Source organism: Streptomyces oryzae (assembly GCF_017676365.1).
In the GTDB taxonomy this organism is placed as follows: domain Bacteria; phylum Actinomycetota; class Actinomycetes; order Streptomycetales; family Streptomycetaceae; genus Streptomyces; species Streptomyces oryzae.
In genome coordinates this window covers 44069-70162 of record NZ_JADKMA010000010.1, presented here as the reverse complement: position 1 = coordinate 70162, position 26094 = coordinate 44069, and the positions used below count along the sequence as shown (strand labels likewise).

The 26094-nt window shown below is 70.0% G+C and carries 26 protein-coding genes; 10 read left to right on the top strand and 16 right to left on the bottom strand.

The annotated features are described in order from the left end of the window. Positions 1-183 precede the first annotated feature (183 nt). Positions 184-843, top strand: a complete 660-nt coding sequence (locus tag ITI46_RS03790; RefSeq protein WP_209237920.1) for a TetR/AcrR family transcriptional regulator — start codon at positions 184-186, stop codon at positions 841-843. On the opposite strand, the gene ITI46_RS03785 is transcribed toward ITI46_RS03790, so the two are convergent. Beyond that, positions 785-1345 (bottom strand): class I SAM-dependent methyltransferase, encoded by a 561-nt coding sequence (locus ITI46_RS03785; protein ID WP_280634708.1) that lies wholly within the window; start codon positions 1343-1345, stop codon positions 785-787. The two genes, ITI46_RS03790 and ITI46_RS03785, sit on opposite strands and share 59 nt — an antisense overlap. A gap of 192 nt (positions 1346-1537) precedes the next feature. Here ITI46_RS03785 and ITI46_RS03780 point away from each other — a divergent pair, with 192 nt between their 5' ends. Together ITI46_RS03780 and ITI46_RS03775 are read left to right on the top strand one after the other, a co-directional pair. Next, complete coding sequence (locus ITI46_RS03780) at positions 1538-1753, top strand: hypothetical protein (RefSeq protein WP_209237919.1); 216 nt, start codon at positions 1538-1540, stop codon at positions 1751-1753. A 65-nt stretch (positions 1754-1818) separates the two neighbouring features. Further along, a complete protein-coding gene (locus ITI46_RS03775) occupies positions 1819-2403 on the top strand; it encodes a DUF1648 domain-containing protein (protein ID WP_209237918.1) in 585 nt (194 codons plus the stop codon). On the opposite strand, the gene ITI46_RS03770 is transcribed toward ITI46_RS03775, so the two are convergent. Both ITI46_RS03770 and ITI46_RS03765 read right to left on the bottom strand, forming a co-directional pair. Further along, positions 2390-3943, bottom strand: coding sequence for an MFS transporter (locus tag ITI46_RS03770; protein ID WP_209237917.1), 1554 nt, complete (start codon positions 3941-3943; stop codon positions 2390-2392). The two genes, ITI46_RS03775 and ITI46_RS03770, sit on opposite strands and share 14 nt — an antisense overlap. A 175-nt stretch (positions 3944-4118) precedes the next feature. Continuing rightward, positions 4119-5747 (bottom strand): hypothetical protein, encoded by a 1629-nt coding sequence (locus ITI46_RS03765; RefSeq protein WP_209237916.1) that lies wholly within the window; start codon positions 5745-5747, stop codon positions 4119-4121. Between the two features lie 367 nt (positions 5748-6114). Between ITI46_RS03765 and ITI46_RS03760 the strand changes: the two genes are divergently transcribed. Beyond that, positions 6115-7977, top strand: a complete 1863-nt coding sequence (locus ITI46_RS03760; protein WP_372451839.1) for a DUF8508 domain-containing protein — start codon at positions 6115-6117, stop codon at positions 7975-7977. 24 nt (positions 7978-8001) lie between these two features. Here ITI46_RS03760 and ITI46_RS03755 read toward each other — a convergent pair whose 3' ends face one another. The 12 genes from ITI46_RS03755 to ITI46_RS03700 all read right to left on the bottom strand — a co-directional run bounded on the left by ITI46_RS03755 (position 8002) and on the right by ITI46_RS03700 (position 17700). Continuing rightward, positions 8002-8928 carry an EI24 domain-containing protein gene (locus ITI46_RS03755; RefSeq protein ID WP_209237914.1) on the bottom strand — a complete coding sequence of 309 codons (927 nt, stop codon included), beginning with the start codon at positions 8926-8928 and terminating at the stop codon, positions 8002-8004. Between the two features lie 83 nt (positions 8929-9011). Beyond that, a complete protein-coding gene (gene dapD, locus ITI46_RS03750) occupies positions 9012-10004 on the bottom strand; it encodes a 2,3,4,5-tetrahydropyridine-2,6-dicarboxylate N-succinyltransferase (RefSeq protein WP_209237913.1) in 993 nt (330 codons plus the stop codon). Between the two features lie 54 nt (positions 10005-10058). Beyond that, positions 10059-10616: a TetR/AcrR family transcriptional regulator gene (locus tag ITI46_RS03745; RefSeq protein WP_209237912.1), complete on the bottom strand. Its 558-nt coding sequence runs from the start codon at positions 10614-10616 to the stop codon at positions 10059-10061. After that, positions 10616-10936, bottom strand: a complete 321-nt coding sequence (locus ITI46_RS03740; protein WP_209237911.1) for a DMT family transporter — start codon at positions 10934-10936, stop codon at positions 10616-10618. Before ITI46_RS03740 ends, ITI46_RS03745 begins: the two co-directional genes overlap by 1 nt. Before the next feature lie 117 nt (positions 10937-11053). Next, a complete protein-coding gene (locus ITI46_RS03735) occupies positions 11054-11383 on the bottom strand; it encodes a metal-sulfur cluster assembly factor (RefSeq protein WP_209237910.1) in 330 nt (109 codons plus the stop codon). Beyond that, entirely contained in the window at positions 11380-11853 is a 474-nt protein-coding gene (gene sufU, locus ITI46_RS03730) for a Fe-S cluster assembly sulfur transfer protein SufU (RefSeq protein ID WP_209237909.1), read from the bottom strand. The genes ITI46_RS03735 and sufU overlap by 4 nt, the downstream gene beginning before the upstream one ends. Before the next feature lie 9 nt (positions 11854-11862). Next, positions 11863-13119 carry a cysteine desulfurase gene (locus ITI46_RS03725; RefSeq protein ID WP_209237908.1) on the bottom strand — a complete coding sequence of 419 codons (1257 nt, stop codon included), beginning with the start codon at positions 13117-13119 and terminating at the stop codon, positions 11863-11865. Continuing rightward, positions 13116-13880, bottom strand: a complete 765-nt coding sequence (gene sufC / locus ITI46_RS03720; RefSeq protein ID WP_209237907.1) for a Fe-S cluster assembly ATPase SufC — start codon at positions 13878-13880, stop codon at positions 13116-13118. Before sufC ends, ITI46_RS03725 begins: the two co-directional genes overlap by 4 nt. A gap of 7 nt (positions 13881-13887) precedes the next feature. After that, on the bottom strand, positions 13888-14214 hold the full coding sequence (locus ITI46_RS03715; RefSeq protein ID WP_209237906.1) for a non-heme iron oxygenase ferredoxin subunit: 327 nt from the start codon (positions 14212-14214) through the stop codon (positions 13888-13890). Further along, positions 14211-15392 carry a Fe-S cluster assembly protein SufD gene (gene sufD, locus ITI46_RS03710; protein ID WP_209237905.1) on the bottom strand — a complete coding sequence of 394 codons (1182 nt, stop codon included), beginning with the start codon at positions 15390-15392 and terminating at the stop codon, positions 14211-14213. The genes ITI46_RS03715 and sufD overlap by 4 nt, the downstream gene beginning before the upstream one ends. A 65-nt stretch (positions 15393-15457) precedes the next feature. Then, the gene (gene sufB, locus ITI46_RS03705) at positions 15458-16879 is read right to left on the bottom strand and encodes a Fe-S cluster assembly protein SufB (protein ID WP_209237904.1); all 1422 of its coding nucleotides are present in this window, start codon (positions 16877-16879) and stop codon (positions 15458-15460) included. Beyond that, positions 16876-17700 (bottom strand): helix-turn-helix transcriptional regulator, encoded by an 825-nt coding sequence (locus ITI46_RS03700; protein ID WP_209237903.1) that lies wholly within the window; start codon positions 17698-17700, stop codon positions 16876-16878. The genes sufB and ITI46_RS03700 overlap by 4 nt, the downstream gene beginning before the upstream one ends. A 195-nt stretch (positions 17701-17895) precedes the next feature. On the opposite strand from ITI46_RS03700, the gene ITI46_RS03695 reads away from it, so the two are divergent. From ITI46_RS03695 to ITI46_RS03680, 4 genes are all read left to right on the top strand, one after another. Continuing rightward, a complete protein-coding gene (locus tag ITI46_RS03695; protein ID WP_209237902.1) occupies positions 17896-18822 on the top strand; it encodes an ABC transporter ATP-binding protein in 927 nt (308 codons plus the stop codon). A gap of 85 nt (positions 18823-18907) precedes the next feature. Continuing rightward, positions 18908-19687 (top strand): ABC transporter permease, encoded by a 780-nt coding sequence (locus ITI46_RS03690; RefSeq protein ID WP_209237901.1) that lies wholly within the window; start codon positions 18908-18910, stop codon positions 19685-19687. Between the two features lie 62 nt (positions 19688-19749). After that, positions 19750-20760: a COX15/CtaA family protein gene (locus ITI46_RS03685; RefSeq protein WP_209237900.1), complete on the top strand. Its 1011-nt coding sequence runs from the start codon at positions 19750-19752 to the stop codon at positions 20758-20760. A gap of 10 nt (positions 20761-20770) precedes the next feature. Beyond that, positions 20771-21088: a hypothetical protein gene (locus ITI46_RS03680; RefSeq protein WP_209237899.1), complete on the top strand. Its 318-nt coding sequence runs from the start codon at positions 20771-20773 to the stop codon at positions 21086-21088. A gap of 309 nt (positions 21089-21397) precedes the next feature. Here ITI46_RS03680 and ITI46_RS03675 read toward each other — a convergent pair whose 3' ends face one another. Continuing rightward, a complete protein-coding gene (locus ITI46_RS03675) occupies positions 21398-22342 on the bottom strand; it encodes a heme o synthase (RefSeq protein WP_209237898.1) in 945 nt (314 codons plus the stop codon). A 504-nt stretch (positions 22343-22846) separates the two neighbouring features. Here ITI46_RS03675 and tkt point away from each other — a divergent pair. Continuing rightward, complete coding sequence (tkt, locus tag ITI46_RS03670; RefSeq protein WP_209237897.1) at positions 22847-24922, top strand: transketolase; 2076 nt, start codon at positions 22847-22849, stop codon at positions 24920-24922. Positions 24923-24972: 50 nt separating this feature from the next. Continuing rightward, positions 24973-26091, top strand: coding sequence for a transaldolase (gene tal / locus ITI46_RS03665; RefSeq protein WP_209237896.1), 1119 nt, complete (start codon positions 24973-24975; stop codon positions 26089-26091). Positions 26092-26094 lie beyond the last annotated feature (3 nt).

Here is a 26094-nt window from a genome sequence, read left to right as displayed (position 1 = left end):
GGGGCGGACGGGGAACGCACCGGCACGGCAGAGCTCCTTCGGCGAGAGAGGGCGGCGGCACGGCGAGGTAGACCGATCTGTCTACTCGGCCGGGGAGTACAGTGAAGTAGACAGATCGGTTTACCGCAAGTGTGCTGACGGCCCCGGGCGCGAGCGCCCGCCGTCCGGAGGGAGCCGGAGATCATGGCTCGGGAGACAGTGGCCACGGAGACCGCGCCGGAGGAACTGACCCCCGGCGCGCGGAAGATCCTGGACGCGGCGAGCGCCCTCTTCTACGAACGCGGCATCACGGCCGTGGGTGTGGATCTGATCGCCAAGGAGGCGGGCACCACCAAGAAGACGCTCTACGACCGGTTCGGCGGCAAGGACGCGCTGATCACCGCGTATCTGCGCGAACGCGACCTGCGCTGGCGCTCCTGGCTGACCTCATGGGTGGACGGGCACGCGGCGGACGCCCGGCCCGGCGAGCAGCTGCTGGCCACCTTCGACGCGCTCGCTGAGTGGACGCGGCAGCACAATCCCCGCGGCTGCGGCTTCGTCAACGCCGCCGCCGAACTGCCCGACCCCGCCCACCCAGGGCGCCGCGTGATCGACGGGCAGAAGCGCTGGCTGCGCGGCTATCTGTTCGAGCTGTCCACCGCGGCCGGCGCGGACGACCCCGGCCGGCTGGCCGATGAACTGGCGCTGCTGCACGAAGGTGCCGTGGTGCTGCGCGGCCTCGCGGTCGTCGCCGATCCGGTCGGCAGTGCGCGGGCGCTGGCCGAGCAGGCCGTGGAGCGCGCGCTCAGCCGTCCGCGCGCCGCCGGGCCACCAATTGCAGACACTCGGCCCGATGACCGTTGAGGGTGGGTGCCGTACGGTCCGCTCCTCGACCAGCGCAAAGCCGTGCTCGTCCAGCAGGCCCCGCAGCCGCTCGGGCGGCAGGTGCCGGAAGAGTCCGCCGTCTGCGGTGGTGAAGGTGCCTCCCCCAGCCTCCGGCCGGGAGGTGCCCCCAGGTGAGCGGCGCGGCCGTGTGGTGCTGCTCGTAGCGGGCCGCGTTCCGCGCGTCCCGCTGGAGCGGCACCTCGCTGATGTACACCACACCGTCCGGCCGCAGCAGCCGGGCGAGCTCGGTCAGCGTCGCGCTCTGGGCGGCGTCGTCGGGCACGCAGGTCAGCACGGCGAACAGCAGCGCGGCGTCGTACGAGCCGTCCCAGTCGGGCAGCGGCAGCTCGACCTGGTGGCGCAGCGCCAGCCGTGGGTGCTCGCGCAGCCCGCGTTCGATCATCGCGTACGACGGGTCGACGCCGACGACATGGACGTACCCAGTTCCCGGAGCCGCGCCGTGAGCCGGCCGTAGCCGCAGCCGTAATCCAGGATGTGTGCCGTACGGGGCACGTGGACGGACAGCAGTTCGGGGTCGAGCTCATGCGTTAGCCTTCGTCGCGCCGTCGGCCTCCCAGAAACCGTGCACATCAGGACGGACACCAGCCATGGCCGCACAGTACCCCGCACGGCCCGAGGTGCGGCACAGCGGCGGCTGACGCAGCCTGGATGTATGAGTGCGCTCGTCGTCGTCCACCCGCCCGCTCCCGGCGGCGGCCGCCGCGTCACCGCGCGCGGCGAGACGCTGGGCACGGCCTATGGCCTCACCGACCTGATCGAGTACCTTGCCCGCGCGGGTCTGGACGTCGCCACCGTCGACCTCTACGACGACGCGGTCATCGAGTGGCAGGGCGGCAACCACCTGGTCTGGGGCCGCGAGGCGGATTAGCGGCAGATTAGCGGCCGCGCAGCCGGGCAGCGGAGCGTGCAGGCGGGCGACACGGGAGGCAGCGAGTGGGCGGGGCTCGGGGCAGGGAAGGCGACGGGCGGACGGCCGGTGACGGCGCGGACTTCCCCTGGCTGTGGCTGGCGCCGGGGCTGCTGGTGCTGCTGGGGCTGCTGATATGGGGAGTCCTGGTCTATCCCGACCTTCCGGAGCAAGTGCCGCAGCACATCGGCAGCGACGGCGTGGACCGCTACGCGGACAAATCCGTGGGCGCCGTCTTCCTCCCGCTCTTCGTGCACGCGGGAACGCTGGCACTGCTGGCCGGGACCGCCTACGCCACACTGCGGATCACCCCGCAGTCCGAACTCGGGCCGGATCAGCGGGTGTCGAGCCTGGTCAACCGGCCGAAGACCCGGGAGGGCGCCCGGCGCGGTGCCCGGGCACAGCTCTTCCTCGCGTTCTGTCTGGGGTTGACGCTGGCCGTCACCTGCACCGTGATGTGGAGCACCACGCCGCCCGAGGAGGGCGCGCGGCTGACCTGGACGCTGGTGCTGGCGCTGCTGCCCGTCGGCCTCGGCACCCTCGCCGTGCTGGTGACGGCCCTTCGGGACCGGGCGCGGGGTTCGGGCAGTCAGCGGCCTACCAGCGGCTGACCTGCACTGTCTCGGTCTGCGCCTGGAGATTGGACAGGTCGCGGCTGGTGGAGATCAGCTCCTTGGCCTCCTGTTCCGTGCTGACCATGGGCTGCGAGCCGTGCAGCGGGACCCCGGCGGTCTCCGGCATGAAGCGGACGGCGAGCAGCCCGATCAGCCCGCTGACGATCAGATAGCCGCCGGGCACCAAGTCGTTGTGTGTCAGGCTGACGAGGCCCTCGGTGGCCAGCGGTGTGGTGCCGCCGAAGGCCGCGACGGAGAAGTTGAAGCCGATGCCCATCGCGGCGTAGCGCACGCTGGTCGGGAACAGCGCCGGCAGCGTGGCCGCCGACGGTGCGGCGAACCCGGCCAGCAGAGTGGCCAGAATCAGCACACCGAGGCCGGGCAGCACCCAGCCGTCCGAACGGATCAGCACGAAGGCGGGCACGGCCAGCACGATCTGCCCGATGGCCGACCAGCGGTAGACCGGCCGCCGGCCGACGTGGTCGCTCAGCCGGCCGAGGAAGGTGATGAGCACCACCACCCACACCATGCCGAGCAGCACCAGCACATCGGAGGTGGTGCCCGCCCGGCCCAGCACCTCGGTCTGATAGGTCGGCAGATAGCCGGTGACCATGTAGTTGGTGACGTTGTAGAGCAGCACAAGACCGACGCAGACGAGCAGCGGCTCCCAGTGCCGGCGCAGGATGGTACGGAACTCGTGCTGCTGGGCCTCCCGTTGGGCGACCGCCTGCTCGTGCTCGTCCAACTGCTGCTGGAAAGCCGGGGACTCCTCCAGCTTGAGCCGCATGTACAGGCCGATCAGGCCCAGCGGCCCGGCGATCAGGAACGGGACGCGCCAGCCCCAGGCGAGCATCTGGCTGTCGGACAGCGCCAGGTTCAGCAGCGTGACCAGGGCCGAGCCGAGGGCGTAGCCGACGAACGTGCCGAAGTCGAGCCAGCTGCCGAGGAAGCCGCGCCTGCGGTCGGGGGAGAACTCCGCGATGAAGGTGGTGGCGCCGCCGTATTCCCCGCCGGTGGAGAAGCCCTGCAGCATCCGGGCGACCAGCAGCAGGATGGGTGCCGCGATTCCGATGGTGGCGTAGCTGGGGATGAAGCCGATCAGGAAGGTGCCGAACGCCATCAGGATCATCGTCGCGGCGAGCACCTTCTGCCGCCCCAGCTTGTCGCCGAGTGGCCCGAAGAAGAGCCCGCCCAGCGGACGGACGACGAAGGCCGCGGCGAAGGTCGCGAACGAGGCCAGCAGTTGCGCCGCGCCGGAAGCGTTCGGGTAGAAGACCTTGCCGATGGTGGCGGCCAGATAGCTGTAGACGCCGAAGTCGAACCACTCCATGCAGTTGCCGAGCGCGGAGGCCGTGACCGCCCGCTTGAGCATGGGCTCCTCGACGACCTGCACGTCCTCCTTGGTGAAGGGGCGGCCTCGGCGGCGCAGCCTGGACACCAGTTCGTCGCGCACCTGGCGGGGCAGCTCGGCGACCGTCTGCGGTACGTGCCGGACGGCCGCCTTGCCCCCTGGCTGGCGCTTGGGGCTCTCTGTCACGTCGGCATTCACACCCTTTGTTCCGTCTGCCCGAATGGCCGGATCTGCTCGATCGTACGGAACGGCCGCAGCGGATCCGGGCAGGCGGGTTACCGGACTCGCCGCGTCTCACACGAGCCCGCCCACCGAGGGGGCATCCCCTCACCGGAACAAAAGAGCTTTCACGCGAAGCGGCTCAACGGGAGCGAGCCTTGAACGCGGCCTTGCGGGCTTCCTTGGCGACCCGCTTATCGGGATGCACCCGCCCCATGGTCTCCAAGACATCCCCCGTGGCGGGATGCTCCACCCGCCACGCCTTGTCGAAGAAGCCCGTGTGCTGATCGACCAGGTCCCGCACCAGCTCGCGCAGCTCGTCCGGCTCGCCGGCCGTGGCGACCTGTGCGGCGATGGTGTCGATGGTCAGCCAGAACACCATCTCCTCGTCCGGCTGCGGCACGTCCGGGGCGCCGCGCTCGGCGAGCCAGACCCGGGCGAGCCCGCCCAGCTGCCGGTCGTCCAGCACCTCGCGCAGCGCGGGCTCGGCCTCTGGACCGGCGAGCGAGAGGGCCTGCTGGCAGGCGAGACGGCGGACCGGCGCCCCCTCGTCGGCTCCGCGTGCCGCCGCCAGCAGCTCGCGCGCCGCGGCCAAGGTGCCCCCGTCCGCGCCCGCTCCTTCGGCGGCGGCCCGCGCGGCGAACCACGTCTCGATCTCGCTCTGCGCGTTCTCCTCCGAGTAGACCGGCAGCGCCGCGAGCAGCTGTTCGGCGCCCGCTTCCGCGAGGTCGCCCACCGCGGGCACGTCCAGGCCGGCCCCTCGCATCCGCTCGCGTACGCCGTACAGCCCGAGCGGGGTGAGCCGCACCATCCCATAGCGGGAGACGTCCTCGTCGTCCAGCTCTGCGCTCAACTCCTCGGGGCCGTGGACCTCTTCGCCCTCGGCGGCCTCGCGGGTGAGCGCCTCGTCCACCGGCTGGTAGGCGACCAGCCCGGTCGGCTCCAGCATCCGGAACTGCCCGTCCAGCCGCATCATCGCCATCGAGACGTCTTCCAGCACCTCGTCGGTCGGCTCTTCCATACCGTCGGGCACGGTCATCGCGGCGGCCAGCACGGGCAGCGGCACCATCGAGCCGGCGGCGACGGCGGGGTCGGTGGCCGTGATCAGATAGAGGTTGCCGAGGGCGCCTTCGAGCGCCTCGGCCTCCTCCTCCAGATCCCAGTCCATGGCGTCGAGGTCGATGGCGTCCGGGTCGATCTCGCCGTCCTCGCCGATCGCGCCCTCGATACCGCCCAGCAGCTCCTCGAAGCTGGGTGTGGCCGCGTCCGCGAGCACCGTTTCCAGGCCGGTGCGCCACAGTTCGAGGATCTCCTCCGGCGCCGGGGCCGAGGCGTCGGGGTCGCCGGTCAGACCGCCCAGTTCCGCGTCGGGCGTGGCCACACCCACCGGCTCGTCGCTGCTGGGCACCATCTCGTCGGCGGCTCCCACACCGCCTCCCGCGCCCTCCTCGTCGTCCTCTCCGCCCTCGTCGTCCTCGTCGACGACCAACAGCCCGGTGTCCACCGCGAAGTTCCACGCGTCGGCGGCGAGCGCCGGGGCCTCCTCGTCGCCGGTCAGGCCGAGGTGCACCGCGGCCTCCTTCAGCTGCTCGGAGAGGAGTTCACCGCCCGCCCCAACCGGGATGCCCGCGCCCGCGGGTCCGCCGGCGCGTGCCCAGCGGGTGAGCTCCACAGCGCGCGCCAGCAACGGTGCGGCCAGTGCGTCCCGCGCCAGTTCGGCATCGGAGGGGAGCCGTACGGGCGGCAGGGTGGGACGGTCATCACCGGTCATGTGCGGGTTCATCTCCTACGAGTCCTACGGATTGCCGGACGGTGCGAGGCACCAGGGTAGACGGGTTCTGTCCCCGGGTGCCCGAATCGTGCACCGGCCACGTAACGCGGAGATGGCGGGGAAGTGATTCCCTGCTCCTCAGCGCTGTCACGACCTTGACAACTGCCGTCCGCCCGCCATGCTTTACGCGCGTAGAGATTGCCGCGCGGCATACGCCCACGCAGACCGTGCCCGCGTGGCGCGTGCCCGCGCAGCGACATCCGTGTTCCCCCACGTACTCCGGAGGCCCTCCGTGCCGTCCCGCCCGTCGTTCCGTTCGTCGTTCCGCTCGTCGCCCACTTCGTCGGCCCGTTCGTCGGCCCGCCCGCTGTCCCGGCTGACCCGGAGTGCGACGCTCACCGTCGCCACCGTCTGCGGCACCCTGCTCGTCCTGCCCGCGGCGCCCGGGGCCGCGGCCTCGTACTCCGCTGCGGATTCCGCTGCTTCGCCGCGTATCCACGACATCCAGGGCAGCACCCGGCTGTCCCCGCTCGCCGGGCAGCGCGTCGCCGGCGTACCCGGAATCGTCACCGGCGTACGCGACTTCGGCACCTCGCGCGGCTTCTGGCTCCAGGATCCTGACCCCGACAAGGACCCGGCCACCAGCGAGGGCATCTTCGTCTACACCGGAAAGGACAGCCCCGGGGTCTCGGCCGGGGACGCGCTGCGTGTGAGCGGCAAGGTCCAGGAGTACTACCCGGGCGGCAAGGACGCGGGCGGCCAGTCGGTCACCGAACTGACCGACGGCTCCTGGAAACCGGCGGACAGCGTCACCCGCGGCAAGCTTCCGGAGGCCATCCGCCTCACCCCGCGCTCGATACCCGAGGCGTACGCGCCCGACGCGGGCGGCAGCAGCATCGAGAACCGCACGCTGCGGCCGAACCGGTACGCGCTGGACCGCTACGAGGCGCTGGAGGGCATGCGGGTCTCCGTCAGCGACGTACGGGTGACCGGGCCCACCTCCCGCTACCACGACCTGTGGGTGACCACCGACCCGAAGCAGAACCCCACCCCGCGCGGCGGCACCCTCTACGGCTCGTACGAGGACCAGAACGGCGCCCGCATGAAGGTCTCCTCGCTCCTCCCCCTGTCCGAACACCCCTTCCCCAAGGCCGACGTGGGCGACGAACTGCGCGGCAGCACCGAAGGGCCGCTCGACTACGAGCAGTACGGCGGCTACACCCTGCGCGCCACCACGCTCGGCGAGCACCGGGACAACCATCTGCCGCGCGAGCGGACCCGCAAGCAGCGCGGGGACGAGCTGGCGGTGGCGACGTACAACGTCGAGAACCTCTCTCCCAAGAGCGAGCCCGCCAAGTTCGAGCGGCTGGCCGAGGGCCTGGTCACCAACCTCTCCTCCCCCGACATCGTCACCGTCGAGGAGGTCCAGGACAACACAGGGCCCGACGACGACGGCACCGTCGCCGCCGACAAGACGCTGAAGATGCTGACCGAGGCGATCAAGAAGGCGGGCGGCCCGTCCTACGAGTGGCGGCAGGTCGACCCGGCGGACAAGGCCGACGGCGGCCAGCCCGGCGGCAACATACGCGTAGCGTTCCTCTACAACCCCGAGCGGGTCTCCTTCACCGACCGTCCCGGCGGCGACACCACCACCCCGGTCGAGGTCCAGGACAAGGGCGGCAAGCCCGCGCTGTCCGTCTCGCCGGGCCGGATCGCGCCGCAGGACGACGCCTGGAAGGCCAGCCGCAAACCGCTGGCCGGGGAGTTCCGCTTCCGCGGCCGTACGGTCTTCGTGGTCGCCAACCACTTCAGCTCCAAGGGCGGCGGCGACCTGGACGGCGACCAGCCCATGGAGGGCCGCTTCCAGCCGCCGGCCCGGCACTCGGAGCCGCAGCGCGTTCAGCAGGCCAAGCTGGTGAACGGCTTCGTGCGGGACATCCGGAACATCGACCCGAATGCCCTCGTGGTCGCGGGCGGCGACTTCAACGACTTCCCCTTCTCGCCCTCCCTCAAGACCCTGCGCTCCGGCCACGCGCTGACCAGCCCCATGAACCGGCTGCCCGGGAACGAGCGCTACGGCTACGTCTTCAACGGCAACTCACAGGCCCTGGACCACCTGCTGACCAGCCCCGGCGCCGGCCGGCCCGACTACGACATCGTCCACATCAACGCGGAGTTCACCGACCAGACCAGCGACCACGACCCCTCGGTGGTCCGCATCCGCCGCTGACGGAGACCCGTCAGGCCCGCCCCGTCAGGACCCCGGCGGGCCGTACTGCGGCGGCGCCGGGGGCTGCCCGTACGGCGGCGGAACGGGCTGCTGCCCCGGCGCCCCGTACGGCCCAGGCACCCCGGGAGCACCGGGCCCTCCCACACCGGGAGCCCCCAGGCCGGGCCCTCCCACGCCGGAGGCACCCGCGCCGGAGGCGCCCGGCGCGGGCCGCGTCCCGGTGAGGTCCCGCACCAACAGCGTCGCCCCCGCGACAGCGCCCGGCATCAACGGCACGGCCAGCAACGGCACCAGGAAGGCCAGCACCAACGGCACCCCGAAGCCGAGCGCCAGCGCCTTCCGCTGCCGCAGCATGGCCAGCCGCTCCCGCACCGGCACACCCCGGCGTTGCAAGGCGACGGAGGCGAGCTCCAGAGTGAGGAAGAAACCGGAGACGCAGAATCCGAGCGCGGGCACCACCGTCTGCCCGATGAACGGCACGAAGCCGAGAAAGAACAGCGGAATCGTGAAGAGCAGTGTCCGGAAGAGGACGTAGACGCTGTCGCACAGCGAGGTCCACAACCCCCGCAACAGCGACTCCTCGACGGCGTCCTCGGGCAGCCCGCCCTCGCTCTCCTCCACCTGCTCCGACAGCTTCTCGTAGAACGGCTCACCGATCAGCAGCGCGACGGCGGCGAAGGTCACCACGGCCAGCATCAGCACGCCGATCCACAGCATGACGGCGAAGACCCCGCGGGTCAGCGCCCGTCCGGTCGAGCCCCAGTCGTCGGCGAAGGGGGTGGCCCAGGTGGCGATGTCGTCGGCGTAGAAGCCGAGCACGGTGAGGGCCGCCGCGTAGAGGACGAGGGCGATCAGTGCGGGCAGCAGCCCGAACCCGAACCACCGTCCGTGGGTGAAAACCCACTGCTGTCCCCGCCCCAAATACCGCAGCCCGGCCCCAAGATCACGCATGCCCGTAAGCCTACGGCCTACGGGCATGCGTGCGGGACGGCCGCTGTCGGCCCCTTCCCGATCGGTTGCGTAGCTGTGACCGATCAGTTGTGGCTGTGCAGCGCCTCGTTCAGACCGCCCCAGGAGCCGCTGCGCTGCAGGGCCTCGACGGCACCGGTGACCGAGTTGCGGCGGAAGAGCAGGTTGTTGGCGCCGGACAGCTCCAGCGCCTTGACGATCTTCCCGTCCGGGAGGGTGACGCGGGTGCCGGCCGTGACGTAGAGCCCGGCCTCCACCACGGAGTCGTCGCCGAGCGAGATGCCGATGCCCGCCTCGGCGCCGATCAGGCAGCGCTCGCCGATGGAGATGACCTGCTTGCCGCCGCCGGAGAGGGTGCCCATGATCGAGGCGCCGCCGCCGAGGTCGGTGCCGTCGCCCAGGACGACGCCGGCGCTGATCCGGCCCTCGACCATGGAGGTGCCCAGCGTGCCGGCGTTGAAGTTGCAGAAGCCCTCGTGCATCACCGTGGTGCCCTCGGCCAGGTGTGCGCCGAGGCGGACCCGGTCGGCGTCACCGATGCGCACGCCCTTGGGCACGACGTAGTCGGTCATCCGCGGGAACTTGTCCACGCTGGTCACGTTCAGATACGCACCCGCGGCCCGGGCGGCGAGGCGCACCTCCTCGACGTTGTCCACCGGCACGGGGCCCAGGTTGGTCCAGGCGACGTTGGCCAGGTGCGCGAACTGTCCCTCCAGGCTGAGGCCGTGCGGCTTGACCAGCCGGTGGCTGAGCAGGTGCAGCCGCAGATAGACGTCGTGCGCGTCCAGCGGCTTGTCCTCCAGCGAGGAGATGACCGTACGGACGGCCACGACCTCGACCCCGCGGCGGGGGTCCTGGCCGAGGGCCTGCGGCGCGCTCTCGCCGAGCAGCTCAGCGGCGCGCTCGGCGCTCAGCCGCTCGCTTCCGGCGGGCCCTGGCTCGGCGACGAGCTCCGGCTGCGGAAACCAGGTGTCCAGAACGGTTCCGTCGGCGCTGACGGTGGCGAGGCCGGCGGCGACGGCGCCGGTGGTGCTGGGAGAGGTGGGTGCTTCGGTCATACCTCGAACGCTATCCGGACTCGGGCCGCGATGACGAACCGGTCCACAGGCCGGTCACTCCTCGCCGCCGGACTCCCCGATCACCCGGGCCAGCGCCGCCCTGACCTCGGCCCGGTCGAAGGGCCGGTCGGTGAGCAGATACTGCAGCAGCAGCCCGTCGACGAGCGCCGCCAAGGCCCGCGCCGTGCCGAGGTCCACCGTGTGGCGGCCGACCACCTCGGCCCAGTCGTCGATCCAGGCCGCCGCGACCGGCTGGAGGGGCGGACGGCGCAGCGCCGCCAGATACAGCTCGTACTCGAGCCGGATCCGCCCGTGCGCGCCCGAGGCGTACTCCTCCAGGATCCGGGTCAGCGCGTCCAGCAACGGCTCGTCGCCGGACAGCTCGCGCTCCCAGCTCTCGATCGCGGACTGCGGCCCGCAGGTGACCTGCTCCAGCGCCGCGACGAGCAGATCGTCCAGGCTCGCGAAGTGGTATGTGGTCGAGCCGAGCGGCACATCGGCCTCGGCCGCGACGGAGCGGTGGCTCAGCGCGCTGATGCCCTTCAGTTCCACGATCCGGATCGCGGCGTCGATGATGCGCTGCCGCCGCTCGGGGTCGTATCGCCGCGCCATCAGTGCGCTCCTCCCAGGTTGAGGACGACCACGCCGCAGATCACCAGCAGCAGGCCGAGGACCTTCGCCGCGGTGACCGCCTCGCCGATGAACACCATGCCGATCAGCGCGATGGCGGCCGTCCCCGCGCCGGACCAGATGGCATAGGCGGTCCCCACGGACATGCTCTTGAGCGTCTGCGCGAGCAGCACGAACGCCACCAGATAGCCGGCTGCCGTCAGCAGCGAGGGCGCCAGCCTGCTGAAGCCGTCGCTGTACTTCATCGCAGTCGTCCCCAGCACCTCGGCGAGTATCGCTGCTGCCAGCGTCACATACATCATACGTACGAGCGTACACAACGTTGCGTACGCCCGTACACATCAGGCCTTCAGTGCATGCGAACGGCCGCGCACCCCGAGGGGTACGCGGCCGTTCCGGGTCGTGCCGACGGCGGGAACTCAGACGTTGAAGCCCAGTGCCCGCAGCTGTTCGCGGCCGTCGTCGGTGATCTTGTCCGGGCCCCACGGGGGCATCCAGACCCAGTTGATCTTCAGTTCGTTGACGATGCCCTCGGTGGCGGAGCGCGCCTGGTCCTCGATGACGTCGGTCAGCGGACAGGCCGCCGAGGTGAGCGTCATATCGATGGTGGCAATGTTCGAGTCGTCGATGTGGATGCCGTAGACCAGGCCGAGGTTGACGACATCGATGCCCAGTTCGGGGTCGACGACGTCCATCATCGCCTCGCGGACCTCGTCCTCACTCGCGGGCTTGGTGGTCATCTCGGTCATGCGGTCTTCTCCTTGGCCGAGTCGGCTTCGGTCCCCAGCGCCTGCGCCGTCGCGTCCTTCCACGCCATCCAGCTCAAAAGCGCGCACTTCACACGCGCCGGGTACTTCGAGACCCCGGCGAACGCCACGGCGTCCTCCAGCAGGTCTTCCATTTTGTCGTCCGGCTCCAGCTGGCCCTTGGACTGCATCAGCTCCAGGAAGCTCTCCTGGATCCTGCGGGCCTCGGCAAGATCCTTGCCGACCAGCAGCTCGTTCAGCACCGAGGCGCTGGCCTGGCTGATGGAACAGCCCTGGCCCTCGTACGACACGTCCTCGATGGTGTCGCCGTCGTACCGCACACGCAAGGTGATCTCGTCACCGCACGTCGGGTTGACGTGGTGCACTTCGGCGTCGCCGTCGCGCAGCCCACGCCCGTGCGGGTGCTTGTAGTGGTCCAGGATCACTTCCTGGTACATCGAGTCCAGCTTCACCGACAGCCCCTAAGCGAAGAAATTCCGTACGTGCTCCAGGCCGTCCGCCAGAGCATCCACCTCGGCGGGCGTGGAGTACAGATAGAACGACGCTCGCGTCGTCGCGGGAATTCCGTACCGCAGGCAGACCGGGCGGGCGCAGTGGTGACCCACCCGCACCGCGATGCCCTGCTCGTCCAGGACCTGGCCCACGTCGTGCGGGTGGATGTCACCCAGCGTGAACGAGATCGTCGCCCCGCGATCCTCGGCCGTGGCGGGGCCGATGATCCGCAGGTCCGGGATCTCCTGGAGCTTGCGTACCGCGTACTCCGTCAGCGCGTGCTCGTGCTGCTGGATGCGGTCCATACCGATCGCCGAGAGGTAGTCCACAGCGGCGCCCAGCCCGACGGCCTGGGCCACCGGCGGAGTGCCCGCCTCGAACTTGTGCGGCGCCGGAGCGTACGTCGACGAGTGCATCGTGACGGTCTCGATCATCTCCCCGCCGCCGAGGAACGGCGGCAGGTCGTTGAGCAGTTCCTGGCGCCCCCACAGCACGCCGATGCCGGTGGGGCCGCACATCTTGTGCCCGGTGAAGGCCACGAAGTCGGCCTGCAGCGCCTGTACGTCCAGCACCATGTGCGGAGCCGCCTGCGAGGCGTCCACCACGACCAGCGCGCCCACCTCCTGAGCCCGCCGCACGATGTCCTCGACGGGGTTGAAGGTGCCCATGATGTTGGAGACGAGCGTGAGCGCGACCACCTTGGTGCGCTCGGTGATCAGCTCCTCGATACCGGCCAGGTCCAGGCGGCCCTCGTCGGTGAGGCCGAACCACTTCAGCTTCGCGCCGGTGCGCTGCGAGAGCAGCTGCCACGGAACGATGTTGGAGTGGTGCTCCATCTCCGTGATGACGATCTCGGTGTCCCGCTCGACGCGGTAGGGCTCATCCGCCCAGCCGAGCATGTTCGCCACCAGGTTGAGCGACTCGGAGGCGTTCTTGGTGAAGATCACCTCGTCGCGGCTGGGCGCGTTGATGAACGCGGCGACCTTGTCGCGCGCGCCCTCGTACAGCGCCGTTGCCTCCTCGGCCAGCACATGCACGCCCCGGTGGACGTTGGCGTTGTGCTTCTCGTAATAGTCGGCCAGGGCGTCGAGCACCTGGGTCGGCTTCTGCGAGGTGGCGGCGTTGTCCAGGTAGATGAGCTTCTGCCCGTCGTGCACCAGGCGGTCCAGGATCGGAAAGTCCTTACGGATCGCCTCGGTGTCCAGCAGGCCCGGGAGCTGTGTCACGCAGTGGCACCACCCTTCACGTACTCCTCGTAGCCCTCTTCCTCCAGCTTGTCGGCCAGCTCGGGGCCGCCGGACTCGGCGATCCGCCCCTTGGCGAAGACGTGCACGTGGTCCGGCTTGATGTAGCGGAGGATGCGGGTGTAGTGCGTGATCAGCAGGGTGCCGACCTCGCCGGTCTCGCGGACGCGGTTGACGCCCTCGGAGACGACACGCAGCGCGTCCACGTCGAGCCCGGAGTCGGTCTCGTCCAGGATCGCGATCTTCGGCCGCAGCAGTTCGAGCTGCAGGATCTCGTGGCGCTTCTTCTCACCGCCGGAGAAGCCCTCGTTGACGTTCCGCTCGGCGAACGCCGGGTCGATCGAGAGGCGCTCCATGGCCTCCTTGACCTCCTTGACCCAGGTACGCAGCTTGGGGGCCTCGCCGCGGATGGCGGTCGCCGAGGTGCGCAGGAAGTTGGAGACGGAGACACCGGGGACCTCGACCGGGTACTGCATGGCGAGGAAGACGCCGGCGCGGGCGCGCTCGTCGACGGACATCTCCAGGACGTCCTCGCCGTCGAGCTTCACGGAGCCGCTGGTGACGGTGTACTTCGGGTGCCCCGCCAGCGAGTAGGCCAGCGTGGACTTGCCGGAGCCGTTCGGGCCCATGATCGCGTGCGTCTCACCCTGCTTCACGGTCAGGTCGACGCCGCGCAGGATCTCGTTCGGTCCGCCTTCGGTTTCGACGGAGACGTGCAGGTCGTTGATCTCAAGCGTTGCCATGGGGACTTCAGGACTCCTGTGTGACGGAGACGAGCACATCGTCCCCTTCGATCTTTACGGGGTACACGGGGACGGGGCGGGTGGCGGGCAGTCCGGACGGCTTGCCGGTCCGCAGGTCGAAGCGGGAGCCGTGCAGCCAGCACTCGATGGTGCAGTCCTCCACGTCTCCCTCGGAGAGCGACACGTTGGCGTGCGAGCAGATGTCGTTGATGGCGAACACCTCGCCCTCGGTCTTGACGAGGGAGACCGGGACGCCGCCCAGCTCCACCCGCAGCGGGGTGTTCTCCTCCAGCTCGCTCAGCGAAGCCGCTTTGACGAAGCCTTCCTCGCTCATGAGACGGACGCCTCCAGCTCCGCCTCGATCCGGGCGATCAGGCGCTCCTCCACGTCCGGCAGGCCGACCTGCTGGACGAGCTCGGCGAAGAAGCCGCGCACCACGAGGCGGCGCGCCTCGCGCTCCGGGATGCCGCGCGCCATCAGGTAGAACAGCTGCTCGTCCTCGAAGCGGCCGGTCGCCGAGGCGTGACCGGCGCCGACGATCTCACCGGTCTCGATCTCCAGGTTGGGCACCGAGTCGACGCGGGCACCGTCGGTGAGCACCAGGTTCCGGTTGAGCTCGTAGGTGTCGGTGCCGGTGGCAGCGGCCTGGATGAGCACGTCACCGATCCACACCGCATGGGCGTCGTCGCCCTGGAGCGCGCCCTTGTAGGCGACGTTGCTGCGGCAGTTCGGGGTGTCGTGGTCGACCAGCAGCCGGTGCTCCTGGTGCTGCCCCGCGTCGGTGAAGTACAGCCCGTACAGCTCGGCCTCGGCGCCGGGGCCCGCGTAGCTGACCCGGGGGTTGAGCCGGACCACGTCGCCGCCGAAGGTGACCACGACCGACTTGAACGTCGCGTCCCGGCCCACCAGCGCGTTGTGCTGCGAGCAGTGCACGGCGGTGTCGTCCCAGTCCTGGACGGAGACGACGGTGACCTTGGCGCCGTCACCGAGGACGAACTCGACGTTGGCCGAGCGCACCGCGTCCCCGGTGTGGTCGATGACGATGACGGCCTCGGCGAAGGCACCGATGTCGAAGACGGTGTGCCCGTAGGTGACACCGCCCTCGCCGTGCAAGCTGACCCGCACCGGCTCGGTCAGCACCGCGTCCTTGGGCACCGTGATGACACTGGCCTTCTCGAACGAGGAGAACGCCTGGGCCGCCACCCGGTCCACCGGCTTGCCGGCCCGGCCGATACGCGCGTCGTCCCGGGACACCTTCTCCACAGTGACCCCGTCGGGCGCCGACACCTCGGTCTTGACCGTGCCGGTCGCCTGCGCCGTGCCGTCGTGCAGGCCCTTGAGCCGGTCCAGAGGAGTGAACCGCCACTCCTCCTCGCGGCCGTGCGGCACCGGGAAGTCCGCCACGTCGAAGGACGGCGGCGCGCTCATCCTCGTGGCGGTGGTGGACTCTGCGGCCACCGCGATGGCTCCCGTGGTGTTGGACCCAACGGGAATGTTCTGGGCCTCAGCCATGGCTGTCGTGTTGCTCGCTTTCTGGAATCAAGAACGGTGCTGTCTGGAGCGCATGCGGGCCGGCGTCAGCCCACGGCCCCTTCCATCTGCAGCTCGATCAGCCGGTTGAGCTCCAGCGCGTACTCCATGGGCAGCTCCTTGGCGATCGGCTCGACGAAGCCGCGCACGATCATCGCCATGGCCTCGTCCTCGGACAGCCCGCGGCTCATCAGATAGAAGAGCTGGTCGTCGCTGACCTTGGAGACCGTCGCCTCGTGGCCCATCGTCACGTCGTCCTCGCGGACGTCGACGTAAGGGTAGGTGTCGGAGCGCGAGATGGTGTCGACCAGCAGCGCGTCGCACAGCACGTTGGACTTGGAGCCCTCGGCGCCCTCGCCGATCTCGATGAGACCGCGGTAGGAGGTGCGGCCACCGCTGCGGGCCACCGACTTGGAGACGATGTTCGAGGAGGTGCGGGGGGCCATGTGGACCATCTTGGCGCCCGCGTCCTGGTGCTGGCCCTCGCCCGCGAAGGCGACGGACAGCGTCTCGCCCTTGGCGTGCTCACCCATGAGGTAGACCGCCGGGTACTTCATCGTCACCTTGGAGCCGAGGTTGCCGTCGACCCACTCCATGGTCGCGCCCTCGTAGGCCACGGCGCGCTTGGTGACCAGGTTGTAGACGTTGTTCGACCAGTTCTGGATCGTCGTGTAGCGGCAGCGGCCGCCCTTCTTGACGATGATCTCGACGACGGCCGAGTGCAGCGAGTCCGAGTTGTAGATCGGCGCCGTGCAGCCCTCGACGTAGTGCACATAGGCGTCCTCGTCGACGATGATCAGCGTCCGCTCGAACTGGCCCATGTTCTCGGTGTTGATCCGGAAGTAGGCCTGGAGCGGAATGTCGACATGCACGCCCGGCGGTACGTAGATGAAGGAACCGCCCGACCACACCGCTGTGTTCAGCGCGGCGAACTTGTTGTCACCGGCAGGGATGACCGTGCCGAAGTGCTCCTGGAACAGCTCGGGGTGCTCGCGCAGCGCGGTGTCCGTGTCCAGGAAGAGGACGCCCTGCTTCTCCAGGTCCTCCCGGATCTGGTGGTAGACGACCTCCGACTCGTACTGCGCGGCGACACCTGCGACCAGGCGCTGCTTCTCCGCCTCCGGGATGCCGAGCTTGTCGTAGGTGTTCTTGATGTCCTCGGGCAGGTCCTCCCAGGTCTGGGCCTGCTTCTCGGTGGACCGGACGAAGTACTTGATGTTGTCGAAGTCGATACCCGACAGGTCCGAGCCCCAGTTCGGCATCGGCTTCTTCTCGAAGAGCTTGTGGCCCTTGAGCCGCAGCTTGAGCATCCAGTCGGGCTCGTTCTTCTTCCCCGAGATGTCACGGACGACATCCTCGGAGAGGCCGCGCTTGGCGGCCGCGCCCGCGGCATCGGGGTCGGCCCAGCCGTACTCGTACTTGCCCAGCCCCTCGAGCTCGGGGTGAGCAGTCTCCGTAGGAGCGGTCATGCGGGGTTCCTCCCGGCCTCGTTCGCTTTGGTGGCGTTGCTGGCGTTGCTGGTCTTGGGTGGTTGTGCGGGGGTCCGTGCTGCCGGGGGCCTGGCCGCGGCGGTCTTCGGATGCTGGTGCGTCCTGGGGATGAACGTCGTGCACACTCCGTCGCCGTGCGCGATCGTCGCCAGCCGCTGGACATGTGTACCGAGCAACCGGGAGAAGACCTCCGTCTCCGCCTCGCACAGCTGGGGGAACTGCTCGGCGGTGTGGGCCACCGGGCAGTGGTGCTGGCAGAGCTGCTCGCCCGCTTGCGCGGGCGCGGCACGCGCCGTGGCAGCGTACCCGTCCTCGGACAGCGCACGCGCCAGCGCACGCGCCCTGTCCTCCGGTGGGACGCTCTCCAGCGCCTCGTGGTACTTCTCCGCCTGCGCCTCGACGCGGGCACGAGCGAAGGCCGCGACCGCCGCCTCCCCGACCTCACCGCCGCCTGCGGTCCGGGCGATCCACCGCAGGGCATCGGCAGCCAGCTGGTCGTACGCCTGGTCGAAGGCGTCCCGGCCGCAGTCCGTCAGAGCGAAGACCTTGGCGGGGCGTCCCCTGCCGCGCGAGCCGTAGACCCGCTTGGCGCGGGCCTCCACGACGCCCTCGGTGACGAGCGCGTCGAGATGACGGCGGACGGCGGCCTGGGTCAGCTCCAGGCGCAGCGCCAGCTCGGCCGCGGTGGACGGACCGTGGTCGAGGATGGAGCGCGCGACCTTGTTCCGCGTGCCGTGCTGTTCATCCTGTGTTGTGGAGGGGCCGGACGCGGCGGCGGCCCCGGTGGCCTGTGCGGCCATCGGTCGGTCCTCCCGAGCCTGCTCCCTCTTTTTCACAACGTCATTGTTGCTTAATTCGTCGGACCCCGGCAAGCGACGGCGATGACCAGCCCAGATGGGGTGCGTCACGTAAGGCGGACCTAACCAGGAGGGGCCGCCCCAGGCCCGTACAGCCCGCCAGAAGAGTGGCGCGGCGCGCTCCTTAGACTGCACTGCATGCGAAGTTCAGCGGCTGTGGAAGTCGCCGGGCTGGTGAAGCGGTACGGCAGCAGGACCGCCGTCGACGGGCTCGATCTGACCGTCGCGCGGGGCACCGTCACCGCGTTCCTCGGCCCCAATGGAGCGGGTAAGACCACCACCATCGAGACCTGCGAGGGCTACCGCCGGCCGGACTCCGGCACCGTACGGGTGCTCGGGCTCGACCCGGTGACCCAGGGCGCCGAGCTGCGGCCCCGGATCGGGGTGATGCTCCAGAGCGGCGGGATCTACCCCACGGCACGGGTGGAGGAGACGTTGCGCCATATGGCGACGCTGCACGCGCACCCGCTCGATGTGACCGCGCTCATCGACCGTCTCGGCCTGGGCGGCTGCGGCCGCACCCCGTACCGCAGGCTCTCCGGCGGTCAGCAGCAGCGCCTCGCGCTCGCGCTGGCCCTGGTGGGACGCCCCGAGCTGGTCTTCCTCGACGAGCCGACCGCAGGACTCGACCCGCAGGCCCGCCACGCCACCTGGGAGCTGGTCCGCGACCTGCGCGCCGACGGCGTGACGGTGCTGCTGACCACCCACTACATGGACGAGGCCGAGGAGCTGTCCGACGACGTCGCCATCGTCGACGGCGGCAAGGTCATCGCCCAGGGCACCCCCGAGGTGCTGTGCAAGGGTGGCGCGGAGAACACGCTGCGCTTCTCCGGCCGCCCCGGACTCGACCTCACGTCGCTGCTCAAGGCCCTCCCGGCGGAGACCGCCGCAGTCGAGCTCAGCCCAGGGAGCTACCGCCTCACCGGCACCGTCGACCCGCAGCTGCTCGCCACCGTGACCTCCTGGTGCGCCCAGAACGGCGTACTGCCGGACCGCATCTCGGTGGAGCGCCGCACGCTGGAGGACGTCTTCTTGGAGCTGACGGGGAGGGGTCTGCGGGCATGAGGGCGCTCACTCGGATCGGCCGGGGGTCCGGGGGTTGCCCCCCGGAAAACAGCAGCCTGGAGCTGACCGGGAGGGGGCTGCGGGCATGACGGACACCAAGACCGCCGGGACCTACGCACCCAAGCCCGGAGCCGCGCCGCTGTCGCGCATGGTGCGGGCACAGGCGTGGCTGGAGACCCGGACGCAGCTGCGCAACGGCGAGCAGCTGTTGCTCACCGTCATCATCCCGACGCTGCTGCTGGTGCTCTTCAGCGCCGTGGACATCGTCGACACCGGCAAGGGCTCGCGGGTCGACTTCCTGGCGCCCGGCATCCTGGCGCTTGCGATGCTCTCGACCGCGTTCACCGGGCAGGCCATCGCCACCGGCTTCGAGCGCCGCTACGGCGTCCTCAAGCGGCTCGGCGCCTCGCCGCTGCCGCGGTGGGGGCTGATGACGGCGAAGACGTGCTCCGTCCTGGCCATCGAAGCCCTCCAGGTGCTGCTGCTGACCGTGGTGGCGCTCGCACTCGGCTGGTCGCCGCACGGCAACCCGGCGACCGTGCTGCTCCTGCTGCTGCTCGGCACGGCGGCTTTCTCCGGGCTCGGCCTGCTGATGGCCGGGACGCTCAAGGCGGAGGCGACGCTGGCGGGGGCCAATCTGGTCTTCATCCTGCTGCTGGTCGGCGGCGGTGTCATCGTGCCGCTGGACAAGTTCCCCGACGCCGCGCAGAGCGCACTGCAGCTGCTGCCGATCTCCGCGCTCTCGGACGGCCTGCGCGACGTCCTCCGGCACGGGACCGGGGTGCCGTGGGCCGACCTGGGCGTGCTGGCCGTGTGGGCGGTGCTGGGGCTCGGCGCGGCGGCGCGCTTCTTCAAGTGGGAGTGAAGCCCGCGGAGAAAGGGCGACCCTCGTGAATCCGCGCACAAGCGGCCACCTACCATGGCTCCGTGCCGAATCTGCTCGAACTCGTACGTAACCCCATCGCGTACATCGCCGCGCGCTGGACGCCCTCGCCCCGCACCGTTGAGCGGGCGGCCTTCCTCTCGCTGCTGATGAGCATCGTCATCGTGGTCACCGGCGGGGCCGTGCGGCTCACCGGCTCGGGGCTGGGCTGCGACACCTGGCCCAAGTGCAGTGCCGACAGCCTCACCGCGACCTCTGCGATGGGTTTCCACGGTGCCGTCGAGTTCGGCAACCGCATGATGACCTGGGTGGTCTCGGCCGCGGTCGGCTGGACCATCATCGTCGTACGCGCGGCGAAGCCCGCCCGTAAAGGGCTGAGCAGGCTCGCCTGGTCCCAGTTCTGGGTCGTGATGAGCAACGGCGTGGTCGGCGGCATCACGGTGTGGGTGAAGCTGAACCCGTTCGTCGTCGCCGGTCACTTCCTGGCCGCGACCGCGCTGCTGACCGTCACCACCCTCACCTGGCTGCGCGCGCGGGAGGGCGATGCGCCGCCCAGGCCACTGGTGGGCAAGCCCGTCAAGAAGCTCACCTATGTACTGACGTTCTTCGCGGCCTGCCTCATCGTCGCCGGCACCGTCGTCACCGGCGCGGGACCGCACGCGGGTGACAGCAGCAAGGTCGACCGGATGCCGGTCGGCGTGGAGCTGGCGACACACACGCACGCCGTCTTCGCCTGGATCGTGGTGGCACTGACCGTGGTGCTCTACGCGGGCCTGCGCGTCATGGACGCCCCCATGGGGCCACGGCGCACCGCGCGCAATCTGCTCCTCGTCCTGCTGGGGCAGGGCGTCATCGGGTACGTGCAGTACTTCACCGATCTGCCCGAGCTGCTGGTCGGCCTGCATCTGCTGGGCTCGACCCTGGTGTGGATCGGGGTGCTGCGGGTGGTGCTCTCCACGCGGGAGCGCGGACTTCCGGTGGCGGCCGAGGACGCCGCACCGGCCGCGGAGTCCGCTGCGGCTCCCCCTCTCGCCGGATTGGCTACCCGCCGGTAGCATCTGCCCCATGGCAGCAGACAGCAGCAAGCGGGCGGCCCGGCTCGCCAAGCAGATCGGCGCCTTCGCGCGACGGCACGGGGGCAGCGCGCAGGCGCAGATCGCGTACGTGGGTCAGGTCGGTTTCCGTATCTCCCTGGTCGGCGCGGACGGCACCTGGGGCGATCTGATGGCGCCCACCAGGGACATCGCCGAGCAGGCCGTGGAGACCGCCGGCGTCACCCGCAACGACGGCTTCGACGGCGAGATGGCCGAGCACATGCGGACCGGTCCATACGAGTGGTCCCGTATGGCCGGCATTCAGCTGGGCGGCCCCGCGAACCAGTAAGCCCTCACTTTCCCCCTGCCCCACCTGGGGCAGCCCTCGCTCCGCCGCGACGGCGATCAGCCGCATCGCACCTGGCCAGCGGCGCCGGACCGGTGTACTTGACCGGCGGTGCCGGACCGGCCCACCGGTCGTATGGCACCGCCGGACACGTCGGTGGGAGTACGCCGCCGCTGCGGCGGGATGTGATGACTCCCGCCCGAAAGGCAAGCCCTTCCCGCCGGGAGGCAACCTCTCCCGCTGAGAGGAAGCGCAAACCCCTCCGTCACCGGGAGGGGTTCAGGTGTGTCCGTACCAGGCGCAGCGCAGCGCTCAGCGCAGGAACGGGTCGATGGCCACCGCGGCGAAGACCAGTGAGACGTAAGTGATCGACCAGTGGAAGAGCCGCATTTCCTTGAGCTTGGCCCCCTTGAGCCCGGCGCGGGCGCGGGCCCGCAGCGCGTGCGCTTCCCAGAGCCACAGTCCGCCCGCCAGCACGGCGACCAGCGGGTAGAACCAGCCGACGTAGCCCAGCGGCCACAGCAGCAGGGAGACCAGGACCATCACCCAGCTGTAGACGACGATCTGGTTGGCGACGACCACATTGCCCGCGACAGCGGGAAGCATGGGGACACCGACCCGCTTGTAGTCCTCCGTGACCTTCATGGACAGCGGCCAGTAGTGCGGCGGCGTCCAGAAGAACATCACCAGGAAGAGGATGACGGCGGCCCAGCTCACCTCGTTCTTGACCGCCGACCAGCCGATGAAGACGGGCAGACAGCCGGCGATGCCGCCCCACACGATATTCTGCGAGGTGCGCCGCTTGAGGATCAGCGTGTAGCCGACGACATAGAAGAGGAGCGCGCCCAACGACAGCGCGGCGGACAGCCAGTTGACCAGCAGCCCGAACATCAGGGTGGAGATCACCGCCAGGCTGATGCCGAACACCAGGCACTCGCGCGGCTTGACCACCCCGGTGACCAGCGGGCGCCGCTCGGTGCGGTGCATCAGCGCGTCGATGTCGCGGTCGATGTACATGTTCAGCGCGTTGGCGCCGCCCGCCGACAGATAGCCGCCGAGACAGGTGATCACCACGAGCCAGAGGTCGGGTACTCCCTGGGCGGCGAGGAACATGACCGGGATGGTGGTCATGAGGAGCAGCTCGATGATCCGCGGCTTGGTCAGCTCGATGAACGCCTTTACGCGGGCACCGAGCGGCTGGTGGCCGCTGGGCTCCAGCGTCCCCGCAGGACGGGATTCGACGGCCGTCACGGACACCCCTGATCGCCTCATAAGAAACCAGCGAACCCGCACGGGCGCACGGAGGGAAAAGGTGCAGGCCCGGGTCAAGCTCGCGCGTACCACGCCACTTTAGACGTTGGCGATATCTCCCCAGTCATGGGGGGTCACCGTGTTGACCCTGGGGCCAGGCGCCGCGTCGGCAGGTCCGGTTCGGGGTAACCGGACCGTGTCCGACGGGCGGATCCGGGGAACTGACGTCAGCCTGGGAGTGGAGTTTCCGGCGCCGGTCGCCGCCGGTCGCCGCCGCCCATTGCCGGCCGCCGCCAATGGATGGGAATAGCAACTATCTCTTTCGGTGTTCACGGAACGTTCCCGGAGCTTTCCCATGATTGCCGGCCGCGGCACGGGGGCGACGACCCGGCGAGGACCACAGAGTGAACGGTCGAAAAGTCGCACGTCCCGGCAGAGGTACGCTCGACACCGCCCGGTGAGCGCACACACACCGGCCATCGAACATGTGGAGAGGAGCCCTGACGCAGGGTGAGCACCAAGCCGACCACCACAGACCTTGAGTGGACCGAACTGGACCAGCAGGCCGTGGACACAGTTCGAGTCCTGGCCATGGATTCCGTGCAGAAGGTCGGTAACGGCCATCCCGGCACGGCCATGAGCCTGGCGCCCGTCGCGTACCTGCTCTACCAGAAGCTGATGCGCCACGATCCGACCGACCCGGACTGGACCGGACGCGACCGCTTCGTCCTCTCCGCAGGCCACTCCAGCCTGACCCAGTACATCCAGCTCTTCCTGGCCGGATACGGCCTGGAGCTGGACGACCTCAAGGCGTTCCGCACCTGGGGCAGCCGCACCCCCGGGCACCCCGAGCACGGACACACGGCGGGCGTCGAGACGACGACCGGGCCGCTGGGCCAGGGCGTCGCCAACGCGGTCGGCATGGCGATGGCGGCGCGCTACGAGCGCGGGCTGTTCGACCCGGACGCGGCCGAGGGCGAGTCCCCGTTCGACCACACCGTCTGGGTCATCGCCAGCGACGGCGACCTGGAGGAGGGCATCTCCGCAGAGGCGTCCTCCCTGGCCGGCCACCAGAGGCTCGGCAACCTGATCGTGCTGTGGGACGACAACCACATCTCGATCGAGGGCGACACCGCGACCGCGTTCTCCGAGGACACCCTCAAGCGGTACGAGGCGTACGGCTGGCACGTGCAGCGCGTCGCCCAGCAGGAGAACGGCGACCTCGACCCGAAGGCGCTGTTCCAGGCGCTCAAGGCGGCGCAGGCCGAGACCGAGCGCCCCTCCTTCATCGCGATGAGCTCCATCATCGCCTGGCCGGCCCCGAACGCGCAGAACACCGAGGCGTCCCACGGCTCGGCGCTGGGCGAGGAGGAGGTCGCGGCCACCAAGCGCGTGCTGGGCTTCGACCCCGACCAGCACTTCCACATCTCCGACGAGGTCCTCGCGCACGTCCGCAAGGCGAGCGACCGCGGCCGCGCGATGCAGGCCGAGTGGGAGAAGCGGATGGCCGTCTGGCGCGCCGCCAACCCGGAGCGGGCCGCCGAGTTCGACCGCATCCGCGAGGGCCGGCTGCCCGAGGGCTGGGAGAAGGCGCTGCCCGTCTTCCCTGCGGGCGAGTCGGTGGCCACCCGTAAGGCGTCCGGCAGCGTGCTCAAGGCGCTGGGCCCGGTCGTCCCCGAGCTGTGGGGCGGCTCGGCCGACCTCGCGGGCTCGAACAACACCACGTTCGCCAACACCTCGTTCCTGCCGGAGGGCAACCCGCTGCCGGGCGCCGACCGGTACGGGCGTACGGTGCACTGGGGCATCCGCGAGCACGCGATGGGTTCGACGATGAACGGCATCGCACTGCACGGCAACACGCGGGTTTATGGCGGAACGTTCCTCGTCTTCTCCGACTACATGCGTCCTGCCGTCCGGCTCGCCGCGCTGATGAAGGCGCCCGTCACCTACGTGTGGACGCACGACTCCATCGGTCTCGGCGAGGACGGCCCGACGCACCAGCCGGTCGAGCACCTGTCCGCGCTGCGCGCCATCCCGGGTCTCAACATCGTCCGCCCCGCGGACGCCAACGAGACCTCCACGGTGTGGGCCGAGATCATGCGCCGGCACAGCAGCAAGCCGGGGCCGCACGGCATGGCGCTGACCCGGCAGGGCGTGCCGACCTACGAGGCCAACCCGGCTGCGGCCAAGGGCGGTTACGTGCTGTTCGAGGCCGAGGGCGGCCACCCGCAGGTGGTCCTGATCGGCACCGGCTCCGAGGTACAGCTCGCCGTCGAGGCGCGCGAGCGGCTCCAGGAGCAGGGCGTGCCCACCCGGGTCGTCTCGATGCCGTGCCTGGAGTGGTTCGAGGAGCAGGAGCAGTCCTACCGCGACAGCGTGCTGCCGCCGGACATCAAGGCGCGCGTCGCCGTCGAGGCGGGCGTGGGTCTGACCTGGCACCGTTACGTGGGCGAGGCCGGCCGCATCGTGTCGCTGGAGCACTTCGGTGCCTCGGCCGACGGCAAGGTTCTCTTCCGGGAGTTCGGTCTCACCGCCGAGGCCGTCCACCTGGCGGCGAAGGAGTCGCTGCAGGCAGCCGCTCGCTGACCGCCGCCCGGCACAACTAGAAGCCAACGAGCACAGGAGATGCGAATCCCATGACAGACGCACTCAAGCGCCTCTCCGACGAAGGCGTCGCGATCTGGCTGGACGACCTGTCGCGCAAGCGCATCACGTCGGGCAACCTCGGCGAGCTGATGGACGAGCAGCACGTGGTCGGCGTGACGACGAACCCGACCATCTTCCAGAAGGCGATCTCGGCGGGCGACGGCTACCAGCAGCAGGTCTCCGACCTGGCAGCCCGCCGGGTCTCGGTGGAAGAGGCCGTCCGCATGATCACCACAGCGGATGTGCGGGACGCCGCCGACATCCTCCGCCCGGTGCACGACGCGACCGGCGGCAAGGACGGCCGGGTCTCCATCGAGGTCGACCCGCGCCTGGCGCACAACACCAAGGCCACCATCGCCGAGGCCCGCCAGCTGGCCTGGCTGGTGGACCGCCCGAACACCTTCATCAAGATCCCGGCCACCGAGGCCGGGCTCCCCGCGATCACCGAGACGATCGGCAAGGGCATCAGCGTCAACGTCACGCTGATCTTCTCGCTGGAGCGCTACCGCGCGGTCATGGACGCCTACATGGCGGGCCTGGAGAAGGCCAAGGGCCTGGGCATGGATCTGTCGCAGATCCACTCCGTGGCCTCGTTCTTCGTCTCCCGCGTGGACACCGAGTTCGACAAGCGGCTCAAGGCCCTGGGCACCGACGAGGCCAAGGCGCTCAAGAGCAAGGCTGCCGTCGCCAACGCGCGGCTGGCCTACCAGGCGTACGAGGAGGTCATCGCCTCCGACCGCTGGCAGGCCCTGGAGAAGGCCGGCGCCAACCAGCAGCGTCCGCTGTGGGCCTCCACCGGTGTGAAGGACCCGGAGCTGCCCGACACGCTGTACGTCACCGAGCTGGTCGCACCCAACACCGTCAACACCATGCCGGAGGCCACCCTGCATGCCGTGGGTGACCACGGCGAGATCGCGGGTGACGCGGTGCGCGGCAGCTACGAGGAGGCCCAGGCCGTCCTCGACAGCATCGCCAAGCTCGGCATCTCCTACGACGACGTCGTCAAGGTGCTGGAGGACGAGGGCGTCCAGAAGTTCGAGGACTCCTGGAACGACCTGCTCAAGTCCACCGAGGCCGAGCTTCAGCGCCTTGCCCCGAAGGAGGCGTAACCG

Coding starts and splice junctions, on each gene's coding strand:
- ITI46_RS03790 (WP_209237920.1), top strand. CDS start 184: ATGGCTCGGGAGACAGTGGCCACGGAGACCGCGCCGGAGGAACTGACC.
- ITI46_RS03780 (WP_209237919.1), top strand. CDS start 1,538: ATGAGTGCGCTCGTCGTCGTCCACCCGCCCGCTCCCGGCGGCGGCCGC.
- ITI46_RS03765 (WP_209237916.1), bottom strand. CDS start 5,747: ATGACCGGTGATGACCGTCCCACCCTGCCGCCCGTACGGCTCCCCTCC.
- ITI46_RS03755 (WP_209237914.1), bottom strand. CDS start 8,928: ATGCGTGATCTTGGGGCCGGGCTGCGGTATTTGGGGCGGGGACAGCAG.
- dapD (WP_209237913.1), bottom strand. CDS start 10,004: ATGACCGAAGCACCCACCTCTCCCAGCACCACCGGCGCCGTCGCCGCC.
- ITI46_RS03745 (WP_209237912.1), bottom strand. CDS start 10,616: ATGGCGCGGCGATACGACCCCGAGCGGCGGCAGCGCATCATCGACGCC.
- ITI46_RS03740 (WP_209237911.1), bottom strand. CDS start 10,936: ATGATGTATGTGACGCTGGCAGCAGCGATACTCGCCGAGGTGCTGGGG.
- ITI46_RS03735 (WP_209237910.1), bottom strand. CDS start 11,383: ATGACCGAGATGACCACCAAGCCCGCGAGTGAGGACGAGGTCCGCGAG.
- sufC (WP_209237907.1), bottom strand. CDS start 13,880: ATGGCAACGCTTGAGATCAACGACCTGCACGTCTCCGTCGAAACCGAA.
- ITI46_RS03715 (WP_209237906.1), bottom strand. CDS start 14,214: ATGAGCGAGGAAGGCTTCGTCAAAGCGGCTTCGCTGAGCGAGCTGGAG.
- sufD (WP_209237905.1), bottom strand. CDS start 15,392: ATGGCTGAGGCCCAGAACATTCCCGTTGGGTCCAACACCACGGGAGCC.
- sufB (WP_209237904.1), bottom strand. CDS start 16,879: ATGACCGCTCCTACGGAGACTGCTCACCCCGAGCTCGAGGGGCTGGGC.
- ITI46_RS03700 (WP_209237903.1), bottom strand. CDS start 17,700: ATGGCCGCACAGGCCACCGGGGCCGCCGCCGCGTCCGGCCCCTCCACA.
- ITI46_RS03695 (WP_209237902.1), top strand. CDS start 17,896: ATGCGAAGTTCAGCGGCTGTGGAAGTCGCCGGGCTGGTGAAGCGGTAC.
- ITI46_RS03690 (WP_209237901.1), top strand. CDS start 18,908: ATGACGGACACCAAGACCGCCGGGACCTACGCACCCAAGCCCGGAGCC.
- ITI46_RS03680 (WP_209237899.1), top strand. CDS start 20,771: ATGGCAGCAGACAGCAGCAAGCGGGCGGCCCGGCTCGCCAAGCAGATC.
- tal (WP_209237896.1), top strand. CDS start 24,973: ATGACAGACGCACTCAAGCGCCTCTCCGACGAAGGCGTCGCGATCTGG.